This is a genomic window from Leptolyngbya iicbica LK (assembly GCF_004212215.1).
GTDB classification, from domain to species: Bacteria; Cyanobacteriota; Cyanobacteriia; order Phormidesmidales; family Phormidesmidaceae; genus Halomicronema; species Halomicronema iicbica.
Map to the genome: position 1 here is coordinate 867,938 of NZ_QVFV01000002.1, position 18,921 is coordinate 886,858.

The following is an 18,921-nucleotide window of genomic DNA, read 5'->3' on the forward strand; positions in this document are numbered from 1 at the left end:
CTCTTACCCATCACGAGGAGGGCGGTGGCCGATCATCACCGCTGGGGAAAACGGATTCAGGGACAAAACCTCAACTCATTCTTCTTGCGCTAAAGTAGGCTGACAGGAAGGTTTGAGGTCGGCATGGTTGGTCAGTTGAAGACACCACCCCCGGTCAGCGGTAAAGCGCAGTCACCCCAGCAGTGGAAAATTGCGGCTGCTTTAGCCTTTGCTGGAGCGCTGAGTCCTTTGCCTGTCCCGATTTCGGGACTGCACAAGTTTTATTTGAGACAGCCCGTTTGGGGCAGCATTTATCTGTTACTCGGGTGGACGGGCATTCCTCGGATTGCTTGTGCCGTGGAAGGGGTCTGGCTACTCGTGCGATCGCAGCATGGCAGCCCGACTGGCGATACAGTTTACGAAAGTGTGGCAGTCTCAGAACAGACCCAGGCGATCGCCACAGCCCTGCGTGAGTTGGAAAAACTGCGCCAAGAGGGGCTCATTTCTGAACAAGAGTTTGAGCAAAATCGTCGCACCTTGCTGACGAAGCTGAGTTAATTGTTTTTCCTGCCAGCGCTGTTCCTATGAGTCGCTTTTCACCATCGTCTCAGTCGCCTCGTCAACGGCTCAAGCGCTGGGCTAACCAGTTTCATCCATTGAAAGCCAAGTTGCAGCGCGATCCGATGCTGCGCCTAGAGACCGTAACGGACTTGGCAATCGCTGCTGACCTCGGGGTCCGCATTGATGCCAACCAGGCCACCGTTGACGACTGGTTGCGACTGCCAGGCTTATCAATTCATCAGGCTCGCACCTTGGTCACGCTGAGCCATAGCGGCGTGGTGTTTTACTCAGTAGATGATGTGGCCGCAGCGCTTGGCTTAGCGGCATCACAGTTGGCCGCGCTAGAGCCCATCTTGCAATTTTGTTACTACGATGCGGCGAGTCCCATAGCCACGCTGCCGCCCTCGTTGAATCAGGCGACGATCGCGCAATTGCTGGCCTTACCCGGTATGTCCAGTCCCATGGCCGAACGTATCTTAAACGAACGCCAGCGATCGCCATTTACTAATTGGAGCGACGTGCACCATCGCCTACGACTCACCGCCGCCCAAACCAGCCAGTGGATGCATTACCTTCGGATTTGAGCAAGGGTCTGGCAATTATTTTTGCCAGTCCTTGTAGTAGGCTTCAAGCATCTGTTTCACCATCGGGGCGGCGACCGAGCCACCGCCGCCGCCAGAGTTTTCGCCGAAAGCCACGATCAAAATTTCTGGATCATCGGCGGGTGCGTAGGCCCCAAACCAGGTGTGGTTTTCAAAGGGATCGGCCTCTGCTGTGCCGGTTTTTCCGGCGATCGGCGGCAGATTCGGCAAATTCAACGCTTGAGCCGTTCCCCCTGAAATCACTTGTCGCAAACCATCTTGCAAAATTTTGACGGTCTCAGGCTGTAGACCCATCGGTTCACGCCAGTCATCGGGGGTGCGACTGTCTTTGAGTAAATGGGGCGTCACCATATAGCCGCCATTGGCCGGTACCGCAAACATCACGGCTACTTGTAGCGGCGAGGTTTGCAAATAACCCTGACCAATCGACATGTTAATGGTGTCACCCACAAACCACTGGTAACCAATGACATCACGCTTCCAAGCATCATCTGGCACCAAACCGGGACTTTCTTCAGCCCCTAGCTCAATGCCGGTTTTGCTACCAAAGCCAAACCGTCGGGTCCATTGGATCAGCGTTTCTCCACCAATGCGGCGACCCACTTGATAGAAAAAGGTGTCGCTACTCATCGCCATGGCCCCTCGGAATCCCAGCGGCCCAAAGCCGACATTGTTCCAGTCATGAAAGGCGATGCCGCCAATCGTAATAGCACCGTAGGTGGGCAAAATCGTTTCGTGGGCAAAGGCGCCCGATTCAATTCCCGCAGCGGTGGTAACAATTTTGAACGTGCTAGCAGGCGGAAACCCTTGCAGTGCCCGGTTGACAAAGGGATATCGCTGCCCCTGCAGTTGCGCCCACTGGGCATCAGTAATGTTGGTGGTAAAAATGTTGGGGTCAAAGGCTGGACGACTCACCATGGCCAGGATTTCGCCTGATTTTGGTTCGATCGCCACGATCGCTCCCTGCCGATCCCCCAGGGCCTGTTCGGCCAGCTTTTGCACCTCAAGATCAATGGTGAGTTGGACATCGTTGCCCGAAACGGCGGGCTTATCCCCTAATACGCTGATGACCCGACCAGAGCTATCAACTTCAACCTGTTGTCCCCCCCATTCGCCCTGCAGCATCGACTCAAAAGCGGCCTCAGACCCCATTTGGCCAATGATGTCGCCGAGTCGATAGTCAGCATATTTGGGACTATCCAATTCCTCTTGAGTAATCTCGCCGGTATAGCCCAAAACGTGAGCAGCCAGGTCGCCGTTGGGATAGTTGCGCACGGCTTCTGCTTCGAGACGGACACCGGGTAGCTCTTGGCTAAATTCAGCGATCGCCGTGGCCTGGGCCGGACTGATCCCCCGAGCAATGGTAATAGCCTCAATGGATTCGTAACCCGCTTGTTCAAGCCGTTGTTGAATGTCTTCCGGCGGCACCTTGAGAATGTCCGAGAGGCGGGCAATCACCGTAGGCCACTCAGACTTGGGCAGGGCGATCGGCCAGATGGAAATCGCGTGGGACAATCGGCTACTGGCGAGAATCTTGCCATTACGATCGAGCAAAGCCCCCCGCGCCGGACGCTTGGGGACTAAACGAATGCGGTTAGTATCGGCCCGTTGGCGGTTAAGCGGGCCTTCGACCAGCTGTAACTGCGCCAGCCGTGTACCCACTGCGCCAAAGAGCACACCCGTCACAGCCAGCATCACCACCACCGCCTGAAAGTGCTTGCCAACGGTGCGATCGCTCTCTTTACCAAGTCGTAATTGAAACCGAGAAGGAAACTCTAGCGTCATCGTTTAGTGCTCGCCATGTCGGGCCAGAGATGCTATGTGACATCTCAACTAGGATAGCGGGCGATTCTCTGTTTTAGGAGGACTCCCTGGCTAATCGGCAGACAAAAATTTTCGCAGGTTGGTTGCCTCAATGCTCAGAACAACTGGCCATACCGTCGTCGTTGCTTTCCGCATGTTTCAGCAGTGGGTCAGGCTGAGCCATCAATCTCGGACTAATCGCTTTCGGAATAGCCCCCTCTAGACAGACCAAATACTGCGCCTTTTTGCTCAATCCTCTGGCGTCTTGTGTCTACTGCATGCGGCTATTCAGAGAAAACTTTGTCAAACTTCCTCTAACTGCCTTATAACAGTTTCAAACCACATGTCATGATGCTGTCTGAGAATTCACCGGGCATTCTGATATCGAGCCATACTTATCGGCAACTCTACTGCTGTTCAGGGAATCACCTTCATGTCACAGACAGTTTCTCCCGCGATGTCTCAATCTTCCAACCAGCGAGTGGCCGATGTCGAACTTTGTCAGGTATCAAAGTCTTTTGGGGAAGAAATTGCTGTCAACACGATCGATTTGACGATTCAAGAAGGCGAATTCTTTAGCATTTTGGGGCCTTCTGGCTGTGGTAAAACGACGACTCTGCGCCTAATTGCGGGCTTCGAACAGCCCACCACTGGCAAAGTTGTCATTCAAGGGCGCGATATGAACCGGACTCCGGCTCATCGACGTTCCGTCAATACGGTGTTTCAAAGCTATGCCCTCTTTAACCATATGACCGTCAAAGACAACATTGCCTTCGGTCTACGGATCAAAAAGATGGGGCGATCGCAGGTGCAGCAGCGGGTCACCGATGCCCTCCGCCTGGTCAAAATGGAAGCCTTTGGCAACCGCTATCCCGCGCAATTGTCAGGCGGGCAAAAACAACGGGTCGCCCTCGCTCGCGCTTTGGTCAACCGTCCCGCTGTCATGTTGCTCGATGAACCCCTGGGGGCCCTTGACCTCAAACTGCGCAAAGAAATGCAGGTTGAACTGAGCAACCTCCACCAGCAACTGGGCATCACCTTTGTCATGGTGACCCACGATCAAGAAGAGGCCCTTTCCCTGTCTGACCGCATTGCCGTCATGAATGATGGCAACATCGAACAAATTGGCTCACCCAAAGAAATTTACGATCATCCCACCACGCCCTTTGTGGCCGACTTTATTGGCGACACCAATCTGCTGAAAGGTACCGTAGCCTTTGCCGACAAGCACATGCTGCAAATCAAAACACCGGAAGGCACCACGGTCTTGGCCCAACCCTCGGACAATATCCCCGCTGACCTTAAAACGGCAGTCGTGAGTGTGCGGCCAGAAAAAATCCACCTCAGTCAAGAACCGCCGCCGGATGAAGGAAACTGCTATTCTGGCTACGTCAAACATGTCATGTATCTAGGGACGCATCTGCATTGTGTGGTGCAGCTCCAAACAGGAGAATGTCTCACCGTTATGCAGCCTAACCGGACGGGCCTCTCTTGGGCCTCAGCAACGCCGGTTTATGTCTCTTGGATGCCTGCCGATTGTCTTGCACTTGCTGCTTGACGGAACTTTTGATCGGGCAAAGTGTTGTCCGTTAAACAAAGTTAAGGGTCGCGATTTAATAGTGTTTTAGGTCATACCCCCAAGCCGTTTAATTTATGTGAGGAATTCTGCTATGCCCCGCAAGCGCTCTCTCTACTTGCCCTCGTCGTCGCGACGCCTTGGTGCGACTCGCCGACGGTTTTTACAGGGGTCAGCAGCCGCGATCGCTGGCGTCACGTTGGCTAACTGCCGTCAAAATATCGCTGACCAAGCGACTCCTGAAGCAGACCCGGCTGCGACCACTCCTGAAGGCGGCGGTGCCAGCGGCGGTGACAGTGGTGTTCTGCATGTTTACACCTGGGCTGACTACACCAACGACGAAATGGTCAATGCCTTTACCGAGCAGACTGGCATTGAGGTCATTGTCGATATCTATGACTCAAATGAAACGATGCTAGCCAAGATGCAGGCTGGTGGGGGCGATGCTTACAGCATCATTTACCCCTCAGACTACATGGTGCAGCAGATGATCGAGCTGAATATGCTCACTAAGCTTGAAAAAGAACGCATCAGCGGCATCGAAAACATCTTTGATAAGTGGCAAGATCCCGTATACGACCCGGGCAACAGCTTTAGTGTGCCCTTTGCCTGGGGCACCACCGGGCTGCTTTACAACACCGACATCATTACCGACACGCCGACCGATTGGGACTATCTCTGGGAAAACAGTTCAGCCTTGTCGAAACGGATGACCTTGCTGGACGACGTGCGCGAAACCATGGGCATGGTGCTCAAGTCCCTGGGGTATTCCTATAACTCCACCGATCCGGCGGAAATTGAAGAGGCTTACGAGCGGCTGATCGAAATCAAGCCTGACCTGGCTTCCTTCATGTCCTTTGGCTTTGAGGATGGCTTGCTAAGTGGTGACTTAGCGGTAGTGATGGCCTACTCGGTGGATGCCCTATCCAGCATTGCCGAAGACGAGACGCTGAACTACATCATTCCGGAGAGCGGGTCTTCTGTGTGGACGGATACGCTGGTGATTCCGACCACGGCGCCCAACGTCGACGCGGCTTACGAGTGGATCAACTTCAACTTGCAGCCTGAGATCGCTCAACTCAACACGGAGACGCTGTTTAACGCGACCCCGAATCAGGTAGCCTTCGAAAATCTGTCGGACGAGTTCAAAAACGACGAAAAACTCTTCCCGCCCGAAGATCTGCTGGCCAAGTGTGAAGGCATCGCCCCTGTAGGAGACGCCTCCTCGATTTATGACGAGTTTTGGACTCGCGCTACGAGCGCTTAGGAATCTAGGTTATGAGTGCATCTCTGAGCAAGAACCCATTTCAAGGCTTAGGTGCCACCATTCGCCATCGGCTTAACCAGTTGTTGGGGCCGATCGCATTGTTGGGGCCAGCCGGAATTTGGCTCTTGCTCTTTTTGGTGCTACCGACCCTGCTGATTCTCGACATCAGCTTGGTGCCGGGTTTCCGGCCTGAAGATGTGGGCGGCTCTTTCGGCCTGGGCAACTATTTCCAGGTGTTTAATCCGTTTGATCCCAGCTTTGATCCGGTTTATCTCCAGGTCATCTGGCGATCGATTTACTATGCCACTGTCTCCACCGTGGCTTGCCTGGTACTGGGGTTTCCGGTCGCTTACTGGCTGGCGATCATGGCGCCTCGCCGCTGGCGTAACTTTTTGGTGGTGGCGTTCATTTTGCCCCTATGGACGTCATCACTGTTACGCTCCTACGCCTGGATTAGCATCTTGCGCCCCACAGGCTTACTAAACACGTTTATTACCTGGCTGAGTGGGTTTATTCCCGGCGTTGATCTCCCCACTCAGAGCTGGCTGTATTCCTCAGCGGCAGTATTTGTGGGATTAACCTACAACTTCCTGCCTTACATGGTGCTCATTTTGTACGCCTCGCTAGAAAAACTCGACATTTCACTGTTAGAAGCCGCCGCTGATTTAGGGGCGAATCCCCGCGAGGTTTTTTGGAAGGTGACGGTACCGCAGACGCTACCGGGCATTGCCGCCGGTTGTTTGCTGGTTTTTATCACCAGCATGGGCGATTTTGTGGTCCCCACATTGCTGGGGGGCGCGTCCAGCATGACCATTTCTCGCCTGATTTATAACCAGTTTTTAGGCATTACTCGCAACTGGGGACTCGGGTCGGCATTGAGTATGGTTTTGATTTTGGCCGTGAGTTTGGCGATCGCCCTCTTGCTGAAATATGGCGATCGCGATTCAGTACAGGAAACGTAGGGGAACAAGCGCATGTCATTGCTACGCCGACTGAACCTACCTAAAACCTGGCAAGGGTGGCTGACAGTCGCTCTCTTTGGATTTATGTACGGCCCGATTGTGGTGTTGGGCATTTACAGCTTTAATGACTCGCGGCGCTACACGTCCGTTTGGCAAGGGTTCAGCCTGCGGTGGTATGAAAGTTTGTTTCAAGATGCGCGAATTTTTCGCGCGCTGCAAGACACCTTGTTCGTCGCCATCATGGCGGTGGCGATTTCCTCGGTGCTAGGCACGCTGATGGCGATCGGCCTCTCCAAATACTACTTTCCTGGCAAGGGCGTCTACCGGGGCGTGTCATATCTGCCGCTGATTGTGCCCGACATTTCGATTGCCGTGGCCACCCTCGTCTTTCTCGCTTCAATGGCCATTCCCCTGAGTATTTGGACGATTGTGGCCGCGCACATGGTGTTTTGTCTGGCCTACATTGCCGTGGTCGTCTCTAGTCGGCTGGGCAGTCTCGACCCCAATTTAGAAGAAGCAGCGCTGGATTTAGGGGCCACCCCGACCCAAGCTTTAATTAAAGTACTCTTACCGCAGCTCATGCCTGCGATCGTGGCTGGCTGCCTGTTAGCCTTTGTCCTCAGCATTGATGATTTGCTGATTTCCAGCTTCACCGCCGGAGGGGGAGCCAATCCCCTACCGCTCGAAATTTTCAGTCGCATTCGCAATGGGGTTAAACCTGACATGAATGCGCTGAGTGTCTTGCTGATTTTGGCCTCGGGCATGATTGCCGCCTTGGCAGAATACTTGCGTTACAAAAGCTCTACCTTAGAGCGGTAGTCAGGTTCGATGCAGTGATGAGGCGATGCGCCTGAAAAAGTTGCTGAAATCTCGTAATTTTGAGCAGAAACGTCTAGCATGAAAGGGTGAAAAAGACCCATCGTTCTCTAATTTCTTTGCAGGCAGGTCGCTGGTTCAAACTCATTGGAGGAGCCAGTTATCAACATCTTCCTGCTATTCGCAATTTGGCCCTGGCTTATACTCTTGCAGGTGCTGATTGCATCGATGTCGCTGCTGATCCTGCTGTGGTTAGCGCGGTTAAAGAGTCGTTTCACGTCATTTCGCAGCTGCCGAGAATTCTTGAAGGCACGAAATTTCTTGGCAGCAGAATTCCCTCCGAACTGCCATTGCTCATGGTGAGCTTTAGCGATGGCGAAGATCCGCATTTTCGGAAAGCGCAATTTGATCCCACTCGCTGTCCTGCCGACTGTTCGCGGCCCTGTGAAGCCATTTGTCCAGCCGCTGCGATCGCCTTCACCCCAGCAACGGCAGGTGTCATTGAAGAACGTTGCTATGGTTGCGGTCGGTGTTTACCCGTTTGTCCCATTCAGCAGATTGCCACAGTGACACGGGCGACCGCTCCAGAAGCGATCGCGGCCACTTTGCTAGAGCAAGTAGATGCGATCGAAATTCATACTCAAGTGGGGCGTTATGACTCATTCATGACGCTGTGGGCGACCCTGCAACCCCATCTGCACCACTTGTCGGTTATCTCCATTAGCTGTCCTGAGCAAGCCGGAGCGATCGACTATTTGTGGCAGCTTTACGAAGCCATTCAGCCGCTGCCGCTGCCCCTGATCTGGCAAACCGATGGCCGCCCGATGAGTGGCGACATTGGCCGCGGCACAACGCATACCACACTGCGCTATGCCAGACGGATGCTGCAATCGGGACCCCCTGGCTACGTGCAGCTAGCCGGGGGCACCAATGCCCATACCGCCGAAAAATTGCCAGCCCTGGCGCTGGAGCAGGGCTCAGAGCGAGCGGCGAGCGCCGCCGGGCCGATGACGGCTCCCGCTTTACGACCGACTTTGGGCGGAGTGGCTTTTGGGAGTTTTGCCCGGCGGCTATTAAGTCCGCTGTTAGAGGACGAGGCAACTGTCCCCCGGTTTGGTTCTGCTGTTGATCGTGATGAGAGGCCATCGTGTGATGATTCAGAGTCCCTGGCGAGTTCGATGTTGTGGCTACGGCAAGCGGTGCAGCTGGCCACCAGCCTAGTGGCTCCCATCAAAGGAGTCCCGAGTGCCGCATTGACCTGGCCGGCTAACCCAGAGGGCGATCGCGCCCATGGGCTAGCACCCCCTACGGAACCGCGACCGTATTCCCCAGTCATTGAGTAGAGTTTTTTGTTAGGCTATGGCCCTTTACGACGATCCCCAGTCCGTTGAGTCTGCCCCTGTTGATCCCACTCCCGCTGGCCACCCGGAGACGGCTCAGTCCGCCGTTTACGATGACCTGCAAGCCCTGCTGGCCGTGTTGCCACCCGAGACCGCCGCGCAAATTCAGCGTCACCAGCAAGCCGATCAGCTCATCGAAGTCATTCTGGATTTGGGGCGACGCCCTGAAGCCCGATTTTTGTCCGGGTCGGAATATCTCTCAGAGCAAGTCGTGTCTAAAGACGATTTGCAACACTGCGTCGATCGCGTCGGGTATTTTGGCGGTGACAACCGGGCTGGCATTGAAAAGACCTTGCACCGGATCAGTGCCATTCGCAACCGTTCTGGCGATGTGATTGGCCTCACCTGCCGCGTCGGACGAGCGGTTTTTGGCACCATTGGCTTGATTCAAGACTTGGTCGAGCGCGGCCAATCCATTTTGATGTTGGGGCGTCCTGGCGTGGGCAAAACCACGGCCCTGCGGGAAATCGCTCGGGTATTGGCCGACGACCTCGATCGCCGCGTCGTGATTATCGATACCTCCAACGAGATTGCGGGGGATGGCGACATTCCGCATCCGGCGATCGGGCGAGCGCGGCGGATGCAGGTGGCCAAGCCAGAACTGCAACACCAGGTGATGATTGAAGCGGTGGAAAACCACATGCCCGAGGTCATCGTGATTGATGAAATCGGCACGGAATTGGAAGCCACAGCCGCACGCACCATTGCCGAGCGCGGCGTGCAGCTCGTCGGCACCGCCCACGGCAACCAGCTCGAAAACTTGATGAAAAACCCGACGCTGTCGGACCTCGTGGGGGGCATCCAGTCCGTCACCTTGGGGGATGATGAAGCCCGACGCCGGGGCAGCCAAAAGAGCGTGCTGGAACGGAAAGCGCCCCCCACCTTTGACATTGCGGTGGAAATGCTGGAACGGCAACGCTGGGTCATTCACGAAGATGTAGCCGTGACAGTGGACTCACTGCTGCGGGGACGACAACCTGCGACGCAAACTCGCAGCGTCAACGAAGCAGGCGAGGTAGTGGTCACCCATGAGGCCGCCAAAGTTAAGGCCTCGCCCCTCAAAGGCCGATTGCCTGGCAAAGCCCAAAGGCAGGCAGGCGGTTGGCGAGCATCGGGCCGCATGACGCCGCCCCAAGGGGGCACAGTAGAGCAGTTGCCGGTGACGGCTGAGCAGCAAAGCTTTGAGGCGATGCTCGATCGCTCGCTGAACGAAGATGAAATGGTCTATGCGGCAGCAGGAGAATCCTTGGCGCTCGCACCTGAGCCCACCGTTGGCCCCAACGGCGAAGATATTTTGCGAGTGTATTCCTACGGCATCAGCAAGCATCATCTGGACCAGGTGATTGCCACGCTGCGGTTGCCCGTCGTGCTCACCAAAGATTTGGATAGTGCGGATGCGGTGCTGGCCTTGCGATCGCACGTCAAACACCACTCCAAACTGCGCCACATCGCGAAGGTGCGCGAGTTGCCCATTCACACCGTTAAGTCCAACAGTATGCCGCAGATTGTGCGGACGTTACAGCGCATGTTGGATATCGACGACGGCAACGTTCGCGCCATGCCCAATCTCAGCCTGTTTTCGCCCAACGAAGACGCCGACGAGCTAGAAGCCCTGGAAGAGGCGCGCCTCGCGGTGGAACAAATTGTGATTCCTAAGGGTCAACCCGTGGAATTGCTACCGCGATCGGCCCGTATCCGCAAAATGCAGCACGAATTGGCCGAGCATTACCGCCTGAAGTCTTGCAGCTTTGGCGATGAACCGAATCGGCGACTGCGGATCTATCCTGCATAAGCCCGACTATGGGGAGCGGTGCGACTGGGTCATTGGAGGGCGTCCCGCCCACAGCGACATTGGCATCAATCATCTGGGGTGTAGGGCAGCAAACAGTAGTGATCAAGGCTCATCGGCGATCGCGTTCACTAGAGCCGACAAGGGGACTGATCGCTTTAAGCTAAAATTTACGATGGACTTTTGGCCGGGGATCACTCGCGACCAAAAATTATTGACCGGCAACGAGTTGGGCATGACGGAGGCCAATTAATGGTAACTTTTCGATGGTTTGCACTGGGCTTATCGAGTGCGGTGTTCGGAGTGATGGCAAGCAGTGCCGCTGCGGCGATCGCCCCTGCCAATGCCGTCATTGAGACCGCCACATCCGGGCCACTCGTCTTCCGCCTCCCCCGGGTTGACCTTGCCCAAAGCCGCAACTCTAATCTTTCCGATGCCCAACAAGAGGCCTTGGATGACCTGCTCACCGAAGGGCAAGACAAAGTTGAGGCCGAAGACTACGATGCCGCGATCGCGCTTTATCGAGAAGCCACGCGCATTGACCCTCGTAATGCGCGGCTATATTCGGGCATCGGCTATTTATACGTGCAGCAGGGTGAGTATGCCGCTGCGGTTGAACCCTATCAGCAAGCGATCGCGCTAGAACCGAACAACATGCCGTTTCGCTATGGTCTGGCCTATGCCTATGTGCAGCTAGCCGACTATGAAAATGCGATCGCGATCTACGAAGAAATCACCACCCTCGCGCCCTCAGAAGCGGATGCCTATCTGGGGTTAGGCAATATCTTCATCACCCTCGAAGACTACGATGCTGCGTTGAGCACGTATGAACGCCTGGCGAGTCGTGCCCCTGGTAATGCCAGTGCTTACGAGGCGCTGGGAACCCTGTACCTGATTCGAGAAGATTACGTTGCGGCGCAATCCGCCTTTGAACGCGCTGTACGAGCCGATGGGAGACGCAGTGAGCCACACGTGGGTTTAGCCGAAACGCAAATCGCACTGGGCAACTCGCGGGCCGCTTTTGAAAATCTGGAAACAGCCGTCAGACTCGATCGCAATAATGCTCAAGCCAATTTTCTACTTGGCGAACTGTCGATGGAAATTGGCGATGAAACCGCTGCTTACACCTACTATCGACGGGCCGTTGATGCTAATCCAGACTTGATTCCGGCTCAGGCTGCGGTTGGCGCTTTTCATCTGAGAGAAGGGGTCTATTTACAGGCAATTAGAGCTTATCGCCAAGTTCTTCGCGCCTTCCCCAATAACCCTGGAGCGCATTACAACTTGGGACTAGCGCTCTGGGCTGAAGGGCTAGAAAAACAAGCCATATCGTCGATCAATCTGGCTCGTCGCCTTTATGAAGCCAATGAAGACTTTGATTCAGTAGAACGGGTAGATGAATTACTAGAGCTGTGGAATGCCTCTGAAGTAGAAACCCCATAAGGCATCGGTGAGAAAACCATCATCCATTGGTACGCGGTGAATGCGTGAACCAATGGATGACAACACTGCTCGGCTAGCATGACTACTTTTACGCTGCGCATCTCCTTAAGCAGAGACCTCGTAAATCAGCTTTTAGAAGGGGTAGATATGCGGTGCCAAAAATACGGTGATGCCCCAAAACAGCAGGTTTAGAGGAATACCGATGCGCATGAAATCGGTGAATTTGTATCCCCCGGGACCGTACACCATCAAATTCGTTTGATAGCCAATTGGCGTGGAGAAACTAGCCGAAGCCGCAATCATAATTGCAATGACAAACGGCATATAACTGACGCCGAGGCCCTGAGCGACCGACAACGCAATGGGAAACATCAGAGCAGCGGCGGCATTGTTCGTAATCATTTCTGTGAGCAGCGTCGTGATGCCGTAAATGACGGCAAGAGCTACTAGCGGTTGGCTACCAGCAATACCTAAAAAACTGGCCGCGATCGCTTCGGCAGCCCCGGTCACTTGCATCGCCTCACTAATGCCCAAAGCGGCCCCAATGACCAGCAATACTGACCATTCAATACTTTGCAGCGCTCGAGTGGGCGCACAGCAGCCAGTGATCAGCATTAACATCGCCGCCAACACAGCCGCTTTCAACATGCTGAGCCAGCCGACTCCAGCTAGTACCACCATCAGCAATAAAATCAGCAGCGCAATGGGCGCTTTTTCGTGGCGTAGTGGCTCCGAGTCTGGCAAGTCACTGACTAAATAAAAGTCATTCGAGATGCGTTGCCGTTCAATAAAGCGAGGATGCGTTTCGAGTAAGAGGGTATCGCCAGGTCGCAGCCGAATATCACCGACTTTGCCCTGCACGCGATCGCCATTGCGAGCCACCGCCAACACCACCGCATCGTATCGAGAGCGAAATTGCCCTTCGCGAATCGTTTTGCCCACGAGTGAGCAGGTATGAGATACCACCGCTTCGATCAACCGACGCTCGGTGCGGGGCGTATCGAGCTTAAAGACCTGATCGGTCGCAGGAGACAAGCCGCGTAGCCGTTGCAAATCCAAAATCGAATCGACGATGCCAACAAAGACCAACTGATCATTTTCCCGCAGCAGCTCACGCGGGCTCACCGCAGGCAGAATTTGCTGCCCCCGAGCGATTTCAGCCAGATACAGTCCTGGCAAGTGGCGCAACCCGGCTTGCTCGACGGTTTTGCCCGCCAGGGGACTGCGCGGGGCCACCACCATTTCCACCGTGTATTGCCGCACATCACTCAAATCACCCATCGCTGGTTTGCGATTCGGCAGGAGCCAACGCTGCCCAAAGAAGAGGAAGCATAATCCCGCGATCGCACAGGGCAACCCCACGGGCGTCAGATCAAAAATTCGCAAACCAGGATGGTCAGTCGCCTCGACCAACAAGCCACTGACCACTAAATTGGTGCTGGTCCCAATCAAGGTGCAAAGCCCCCCAAAAATCGATGCATAGCTGAGGGGAATCATCAACTTTGAGGGACTGATGCGCAATTTGCGACACCAGTCATTCACCACGGGAATAAACATCGCCACGACGGGCGTGTTATTTAAAAAAGCGCTGAGCACCATAATCGGCACAGTCAGGCGCACAAAGGTGGTCGTGCGGCGTTTGGGCAGGCCGAGCAATTGTTGAGAAATCCAGGCTAGGGCACCCGTTTGCTGCAATCCGGTCACGACAAAATACAGCACCGCCACCGTGACCATGCCGTCATTGCTGAACCCCTGCAGCGCCTCGGCGGTAGTCAGGACGCCGCTCACATACAGCACCGCCACCGCACCTAAAAATACAATCTCAGCGGGCAGTGCCGTAATGGCATTGAGCACAAACGCTAAGGCCGTCACTAATAAGGTCAGCCAACCTGGCCAGCCCAAACTCATCAACGGCGCATCGGTCGCGAGATACTGCAAGGCCGCGATCGCCAGTCCCAGCAACAACCCCAGCGCAACGCAAATCAAGATCTGCCGCTGTCGTCGTTGCGTCCACCAATACCGAAAAGTTTGTTCTAGCTGCATGTTTGTTGGTACCAAATTCGTGGCTTGGGCGTCGCAATCACCGCAGCAAAGCAGTTATTTGATGACCGATTTCCCCTTAGAGCAACTGACTCAATCGATGGATTTCCGTCTCAATAGTGATGCCCAAAAAGCCCGTAAGACAATCAGCAATTCATGTAAATGAGTCATTGCTAATCGTATTTCAAAATCCTATCGAGTGAACTAAACAAGAAGTTTTCTTCAATTTCGCGAATAGATTGACTATTTGGGAATGGGGCTCAGAGCCAGTGCTGAGACTGGCATTGCTAAAGCCTCTTTCACATTGCCGGTACCAGCATCGGGAATTTGATTTTGAACAATCTGTGAAGTTGTCAAAGTCGCCAGCGTTAGCGCTAGGGGTGCTGTGGAGGTTTCGCATCACGGTCAATCATGTCGGCGCTGCCGTAATGGCGATCGCCTTTGATGCAGCGATGGCGAGGCCTTGTCCAGATCCGGTTAGCCTCGTCCTCTGAATGACCGACCGCTCCAACGCCCGATCAGGATCAGTTGTTTTAGAGGGTAGCAGTTATTCAATAATGGCCGGAGAAACTTGCCGATACTGGCTTCAATAAATGCCCTTTTTGGTACCAGATAGAACTCGAAAATAATGCCATCGGCTGTCAGATTTCCAGGTCTATCAACGGGGCAGTAGCACCTCTCAATTCTGTTTGACAAATTCCCCTTACAGGCCAGATGTCGGTTGTAAATCTCAGCTAATTTATCAAAGTTAGGATGACTTCGAGATTCATCATCGGCTCAATTTCAAATTTCGAAAGGGGCGAAAATCCATCGGCTGTCCCCACAGCCACCGATACCACCGCTCAACTCAATGACGTACCAGCAGGTATCCCGAATAAGGGTGGCGAGGACATGAGTCAGCGGGCAAGTCATTCTTCAGTCGGCGGCTCCGCTGGGGCAGCCAGCACATCCCAAGGAATCGTGTCAGTTTCCGAAACTCGAATTGCGACTTGGGCCGCACCGACCCGGTTGAGATGACTGGGATCGGCAAAGAACAGATTTTGTCCGGGCCACTCATTCAGCAAATCAACCACCACGAAGTCACCATTTTGGGCTTCTTGCTGGAGAAACTGCTGAAACTGCTGCTCGTATGCTGAGCGCGTTTCATCCAAATAGTCGTCGCTCAGGGGCAGGTTGATAAAGATGAGAGGAATGTTGTTACTGCGGGCAAACGTCGCGATCGCTCGGGTAGAAACCGCCTGTACGCCTTCCAAATTAAAGTTCAGGTAAGCGTCGTCGTAGGCCCCGGGCACGCGCGGAAAACTCTGATAGTAGGTATCAGGATTGAACACATCATTCACGGCTAAAAAGCCGTATCCATTGATGCTGCTGACGGGCATCGCCTGGGTTTTATCGCGGGCAGTAAACCTGCTGGCATTGTCGGTGTCTAAGGTGGCGGCCAGGGGCGTCGCCGACTCAAAGGTCGGGCGATCTCCCGCTTGCACAGCGGCAAAACCGGGCGACTCTAAAATCTGGGCAAAGGTGCGATCGAAGCGGCCACTGTTGAACGAACGAGAACCCCCCGCCCAAATAATCATCTTGGGCATCTGCTCAGGAGTTAACAAATAGCGCAGAATAAAGCTCACCACCTGGGCTGTCGCGCCATTAACCGCAAAGTTATAGACCTTGAGGTCGGTATAGCCCTGTTCGGCCAGGCGCTGCTGCAAAATCTGGGGATTGAGCCCCTGCAAAGCCCGCGAGCTACCAATAATCAGGATATCGGGGTTATCGAAGGTGGCAATGTAGGACAGGTAGAGGGCTAACTGTTCGTCTAAGACGGGATTGCCCAAGGGCGGAAAAATCGCTAATCGCGCCGCCTCTTCAACCCGTTGCAGGGCGATCGCTTGGTTCGCTAAATATTCGCGAGTCTTGCGCTGGGCAAACAGCCACTCTGGGCTGTCAGTGGGAATCGCTTGCAATGCCTGAATGGCCTCAGCCCACGCGGTGGCCACCGCACTCCACTCGCTCGCCGTCGTCGCTGACTGCGCCAACTGGGCCGCCGTTATTGCCGCCTCAAACGCCTGCGATAACAGCACTTTTGACGACTCTGGCGGGGGCAGTTTCGCCTCTGCCACCACGGCTTGCGACGAGGATGTCGCGGCTGACGGTTCACCCCAGGTTGAAACCGTGGCGGAACAGGCCAGCCCGGTCAAACCGCCCCACGTTAAAGCGCTCACTAAGATCCATTCCCACCGTCGTTTGCACTGATGCATGGCACTGCCCGAATAATCAGCCTGCTACTTTGTCCAGTATCAAACAAGATCTCACGAGTCGGCAGTCGAAAGTGACATTCAATGAAGCGCGATCGCAGCCTGGCTGAGAGAACCCGTCCTTTCGGCATTCGCGATTAAATCGCGATGGGAGTAGGCACTGAACGAGTCCCTTGATAGACCATTTGGACGCCATCTTTCATGCCCAGGGTGATGCCCCGCCGCTCAGGTATGGCCGGGCGATCGCTCACCAGCTCAAAGTTAAAGTGCGTCAACAGCGTGCCCAGAATGATTTTCAGCTCATACATGGCGAGGGCATAGCCGATGCATCGTCGCGCCCCACCCCCAAAGGGCATAAATTCAAAGGCAGAATATTGCCGTTCAAGAAACCGCTCGGGCCGAAACTCAGAGGGTTGGGGGTACAAGTCTTCGCGGTGGTGCAGCAAATAGATGCAGCCGACTAATAGGGTACCGGGATCAATGGTGTAACCCATTAGCTCCAGGGGCTGTTGGGCGACTCGGGCAAAGGTCAGCATCGCCACCGGATAAATGCGCAGAATTTCATTGCAAAATGCCTCTAGATACGGCAATTTGGTCAGCGCCATGGGATCGTCGTTGGCCCCGGCAGTGGCAATCTCATCCCGGACTTTTTGCCGGATGTCGGGCTGATAGTGCGCCCAATGCAGCCCCCAAGCGATCGCGGTAGCCGTCGTTTCATGCCCCGCAATCAACAGCGCCATCAACTCATCGTGCAATTCTTCGTCCGACAATCCCTGACCGGCCTCATCCCGCGACATCAGGAGCAGCGAAAGTACATCTTGACGGCTGGCATCGACCGCAGCCCGGCGTTCGCGAATCTCGGCATAGAGCAACTCATCAATTTCCGCCGCGAGCCGCTCAATTTTGGCCCCGGGGCTCCAACTGCCATAGTTCTTTCTCAAGATGGGAAAAAATACGACCGTCGAGGCCAGAGGCTTACTCACCATGTCGAGTCGTTCGGCCAATAGACTTTCGAGGCGACGGCAGCGATCGCCGTCATGCAGACCAAACACCGCTTGCAAAATCACCCGCATCGTCATTTGTTGGATCAGCGATCGGGCCTGCAAGGCTTGACCGGGCTGTAGCTCCGCCATCACCTCTAACGTGATTTGGCGAATCAGGTCGGCATACACCTTCAGCCGTTCCCCATGAAAGGGCGGCATAATCAACTTGCGCCGTTGCCGATGTTGGTTGCCCGACAGCAGCATGACCGAGTGTTCACCCAACAGCGGCTTGAGAATCTCGTTGGTCTCACCAGGAGCGCTGATAGCGGCCCCCATATCCTGACTGAGAACCGTTTTAATCGCCTCAGGATGGTTGAGAAATACCCACTCAAACAAGCCCCAGCGGGCAAAGAATAGGTCGCCGTAACGCCGATAGTTAACCTCCATGTAGTCCAATGGCCGAAAGATCCAATTGGCTAGCTGGGCATAGGGATAGGTTTGCGTGACGGGGACGGTTTTCATGAGGCGATGGAAAAAACAGCGTACCCCTAGCCTACAAGGTGCGATCGCTAACTGGGGTCGGCAACTGCCATTTGATTGAGGGCCGTCGCGATCGCCTGATTAAACGACTCCGGTTCCACCAGATGAGGCCAGTGATTGCCGGGAATCAGGTGAACCTGAAGCTGCATCAAATATTGGTGATAGGGGCGCGTTTGCCAGGCCATGCGGTTGAGTCCTTGCGCTGGCAAGAGCAGCGTCGTTGGGGTCGGCAATGGTGCCGTCAAGCCCGCAGATTGCAAAATGTCCTCAAATACACCGTTGCGAGCCGCGATCGCAAACTTGCTGCGCCATTGCCCATCGGCTTGCTGCTCCATCCCAGCGTGAAAAATAGCTTGCTGCGGCTCACTCCAGCCTTGATATTGCTTCAGTCCCTGAGCTAATGCTTGGGCTTGCTCCAGATCGGCAAACGGCCCCATCACTTTGAGAAAGGGCAACGTGCGATACAGGATGGGAAAAGTCGGGCGAAAAACGACAGACAAACGATTCACAAAAAAGGGATCGACCAGGATGAGGTGACGTAATCGTTGAGGACACTGCTGCGCCCATAACAGGGCGACCTTAGCTGCCCAGGAATGCGCGACGACGGCCACGGTCCCTACCTGTAGCTGCTCACAAAATTGTTCCAGATCATCGGCAATGAGCCGGGCATCGTACTCCGCAGCCGGGGGCTTGCTACTGTCGCCATGTCCTCGCAAATCAGGCGCGAGGCAACGATAGCGATCGCCCAAATGCTGTGCCAAACTTTGCCAAACCAAGCTATGGTCGGCCAGACCATGCAGCAAGATCACAGGGATTCCAGTGCCTGCTTCGCGGTACGCCAGGGTCAGGTCGTCAGTTAGCGCCACCTGCTTAATCGAAAACGATGCCTGATTTGGTTGCATACGCTGCGG

The 18,921-nt window shown here is 54.8% G+C and carries 15 protein-coding genes; 10 read left to right on the forward strand and 5 right to left on the reverse strand.

What is annotated here, in order from left to right:
- The first annotated feature begins 123 nt into the window (after nucleotides 1–123).
- Together DYY88_RS10855 and DYY88_RS10860 are read left to right on the forward strand one after the other, a co-directional pair.
- Nucleotides 124–537, forward strand: a complete 414-nt coding sequence (locus DYY88_RS10855) for an SHOCT domain-containing protein (RefSeq protein ID WP_201279034.1) — start codon at nucleotides 124–126, stop codon at nucleotides 535–537.
- Between the two features lie 26 nt (nucleotides 538–563).
- Nucleotides 564–1,124, forward strand: coding sequence for a ComEA family DNA-binding protein (locus tag DYY88_RS10860; protein WP_044151318.1), 561 nt, complete (start codon nucleotides 564–566; stop codon nucleotides 1,122–1,124).
- A gap of 15 nt (nucleotides 1,125–1,139) precedes the next feature.
- Here the strand turns inward: DYY88_RS10860 and mrdA are convergent, their stop codons facing one another.
- A complete protein-coding gene (gene mrdA, locus DYY88_RS10865; RefSeq protein ID WP_039728021.1) occupies nucleotides 1,140–2,927 on the reverse strand; it encodes a penicillin-binding protein 2 in 1,788 nt (595 codons plus the stop codon).
- 475 nt (nucleotides 2,928–3,402) lie between these two features.
- Here mrdA and DYY88_RS10870 point away from each other — a divergent pair, with 475 nt between their 5' ends.
- From DYY88_RS10870 to DYY88_RS10900, 7 genes are all read left to right on the forward strand, one after another.
- Nucleotides 3,403–4,503, forward strand: a complete 1,101-nt coding sequence (locus DYY88_RS10870) for an ABC transporter ATP-binding protein (RefSeq protein ID WP_236146373.1) — start codon at nucleotides 3,403–3,405, stop codon at nucleotides 4,501–4,503.
- Nucleotides 4,504–4,615: 112 nt separating this feature from the next.
- Nucleotides 4,616–5,788, forward strand: a complete 1,173-nt coding sequence (locus DYY88_RS10875) for an ABC transporter substrate-binding protein (protein ID WP_044151317.1) — start codon at nucleotides 4,616–4,618, stop codon at nucleotides 5,786–5,788.
- An 11-nt stretch (nucleotides 5,789–5,799) separates the two neighbouring features.
- A complete protein-coding gene (locus DYY88_RS10880) occupies nucleotides 5,800–6,750 on the forward strand; it encodes an ABC transporter permease (RefSeq protein ID WP_039728019.1) in 951 nt (316 codons plus the stop codon).
- Nucleotides 6,751–6,762: 12 nt separating this feature from the next.
- Nucleotides 6,763–7,569, forward strand: coding sequence for an ABC transporter permease (locus DYY88_RS10885; RefSeq protein ID WP_039728017.1), 807 nt, complete (start codon nucleotides 6,763–6,765; stop codon nucleotides 7,567–7,569).
- 86 nt (nucleotides 7,570–7,655) lie between these two features.
- The gene (gene ldpA / locus DYY88_RS10890; RefSeq protein WP_072041342.1) at nucleotides 7,656–8,909 is read left to right on the forward strand and encodes a circadian clock protein LdpA; all 1,254 of its coding nucleotides are present in this window, start codon (nucleotides 7,656–7,658) and stop codon (nucleotides 8,907–8,909) included.
- Nucleotides 8,910–8,925: 16 nt separating this feature from the next.
- On the forward strand, nucleotides 8,926–10,758 hold the full coding sequence (locus DYY88_RS10895; RefSeq protein WP_084607117.1) for a R3H domain-containing nucleic acid-binding protein: 1,833 nt from the start codon (nucleotides 8,926–8,928) through the stop codon (nucleotides 10,756–10,758).
- 249 nt (nucleotides 10,759–11,007) lie between these two features.
- A complete protein-coding gene (locus DYY88_RS10900) occupies nucleotides 11,008–12,198 on the forward strand; it encodes a tetratricopeptide repeat protein (protein WP_052288524.1) in 1,191 nt (396 codons plus the stop codon).
- Between the two features lie 132 nt (nucleotides 12,199–12,330).
- On the opposite strand, the gene DYY88_RS10905 is transcribed toward DYY88_RS10900, so the two are convergent.
- Nucleotides 12,331–14,241 carry an SLC13 family permease gene (locus tag DYY88_RS10905; RefSeq protein WP_039728015.1) on the reverse strand — a complete coding sequence of 637 codons (1,911 nt, stop codon included), beginning with the start codon at nucleotides 14,239–14,241 and terminating at the stop codon, nucleotides 12,331–12,333.
- A 341-nt stretch (nucleotides 14,242–14,582) separates the two neighbouring features.
- Here DYY88_RS10905 and DYY88_RS24135 point away from each other — a divergent pair, with 341 nt between their 5' ends.
- On the forward strand, nucleotides 14,583–14,732 hold the full coding sequence (locus tag DYY88_RS24135) for a hypothetical protein (protein ID WP_163685966.1): 150 nt from the start codon (nucleotides 14,583–14,585) through the stop codon (nucleotides 14,730–14,732).
- A 414-nt stretch (nucleotides 14,733–15,146) separates the two neighbouring features.
- Here the strand turns inward: DYY88_RS24135 and DYY88_RS10910 are convergent, their stop codons facing one another.
- The 3 genes from DYY88_RS10910 to DYY88_RS10920 form a co-directional block, all read right to left on the reverse strand.
- Nucleotides 15,147–16,490 carry a hypothetical protein gene (locus DYY88_RS10910; protein ID WP_044151316.1) on the reverse strand — a complete coding sequence of 448 codons (1,344 nt, stop codon included), beginning with the start codon at nucleotides 16,488–16,490 and terminating at the stop codon, nucleotides 15,147–15,149.
- 134 nt (nucleotides 16,491–16,624) lie between these two features.
- Entirely contained in the window at nucleotides 16,625–17,992 is a 1,368-nt protein-coding gene (locus DYY88_RS10915) for a cytochrome P450 (RefSeq protein WP_044151315.1), read from the reverse strand.
- A gap of 47 nt (nucleotides 17,993–18,039) precedes the next feature.
- Nucleotides 18,040–18,912, reverse strand: a complete 873-nt coding sequence (locus tag DYY88_RS10920) for an alpha/beta fold hydrolase (protein WP_044151314.1) — start codon at nucleotides 18,910–18,912, stop codon at nucleotides 18,040–18,042.
- Nucleotides 18,913–18,921 lie beyond the last annotated feature (9 nt).

Bases quoted from the DNA above. Each gene is read 5' to 3' on its own strand.
- DYY88_RS10855 (WP_201279034.1), top strand. From the start codon at position 124: ATGGTTGGTCAGTTGAAGACACCACCCCCGGTCAGCGGTAAAGCGCAG.
- DYY88_RS10860 (WP_044151318.1), top strand. From the start codon at position 564: ATGAGTCGCTTTTCACCATCGTCTCAGTCGCCTCGTCAACGGCTCAAG.
- mrdA (WP_039728021.1), bottom strand. From the start codon at position 2,927: ATGACGCTAGAGTTTCCTTCTCGGTTTCAATTACGACTTGGTAAAGAG.
- DYY88_RS10870 (WP_236146373.1), top strand. From the start codon at position 3,403: ATGTCTCAATCTTCCAACCAGCGAGTGGCCGATGTCGAACTTTGTCAG.
- DYY88_RS10875 (WP_044151317.1), top strand. From the start codon at position 4,616: ATGCCCCGCAAGCGCTCTCTCTACTTGCCCTCGTCGTCGCGACGCCTT.
- DYY88_RS10880 (WP_039728019.1), top strand. From the start codon at position 5,800: ATGAGTGCATCTCTGAGCAAGAACCCATTTCAAGGCTTAGGTGCCACC.
- DYY88_RS10885 (WP_039728017.1), top strand. From the start codon at position 6,763: ATGTCATTGCTACGCCGACTGAACCTACCTAAAACCTGGCAAGGGTGG.
- DYY88_RS10895 (WP_084607117.1), top strand. From the start codon at position 8,926: ATGGCCCTTTACGACGATCCCCAGTCCGTTGAGTCTGCCCCTGTTGAT.
- DYY88_RS10900 (WP_052288524.1), top strand. From the start codon at position 11,008: ATGGTAACTTTTCGATGGTTTGCACTGGGCTTATCGAGTGCGGTGTTC.
- DYY88_RS10905 (WP_039728015.1), bottom strand. From the start codon at position 14,241: ATGCAGCTAGAACAAACTTTTCGGTATTGGTGGACGCAACGACGACAG.
- DYY88_RS10910 (WP_044151316.1), bottom strand. From the start codon at position 16,490: ATGCATCAGTGCAAACGACGGTGGGAATGGATCTTAGTGAGCGCTTTA.
- DYY88_RS10915 (WP_044151315.1), bottom strand. From the start codon at position 17,992: ATGAAAACCGTCCCCGTCACGCAAACCTATCCCTATGCCCAGCTAGCC.
- DYY88_RS10920 (WP_044151314.1), bottom strand. From the start codon at position 18,912: ATGCAACCAAATCAGGCATCGTTTTCGATTAAGCAGGTGGCGCTAACT.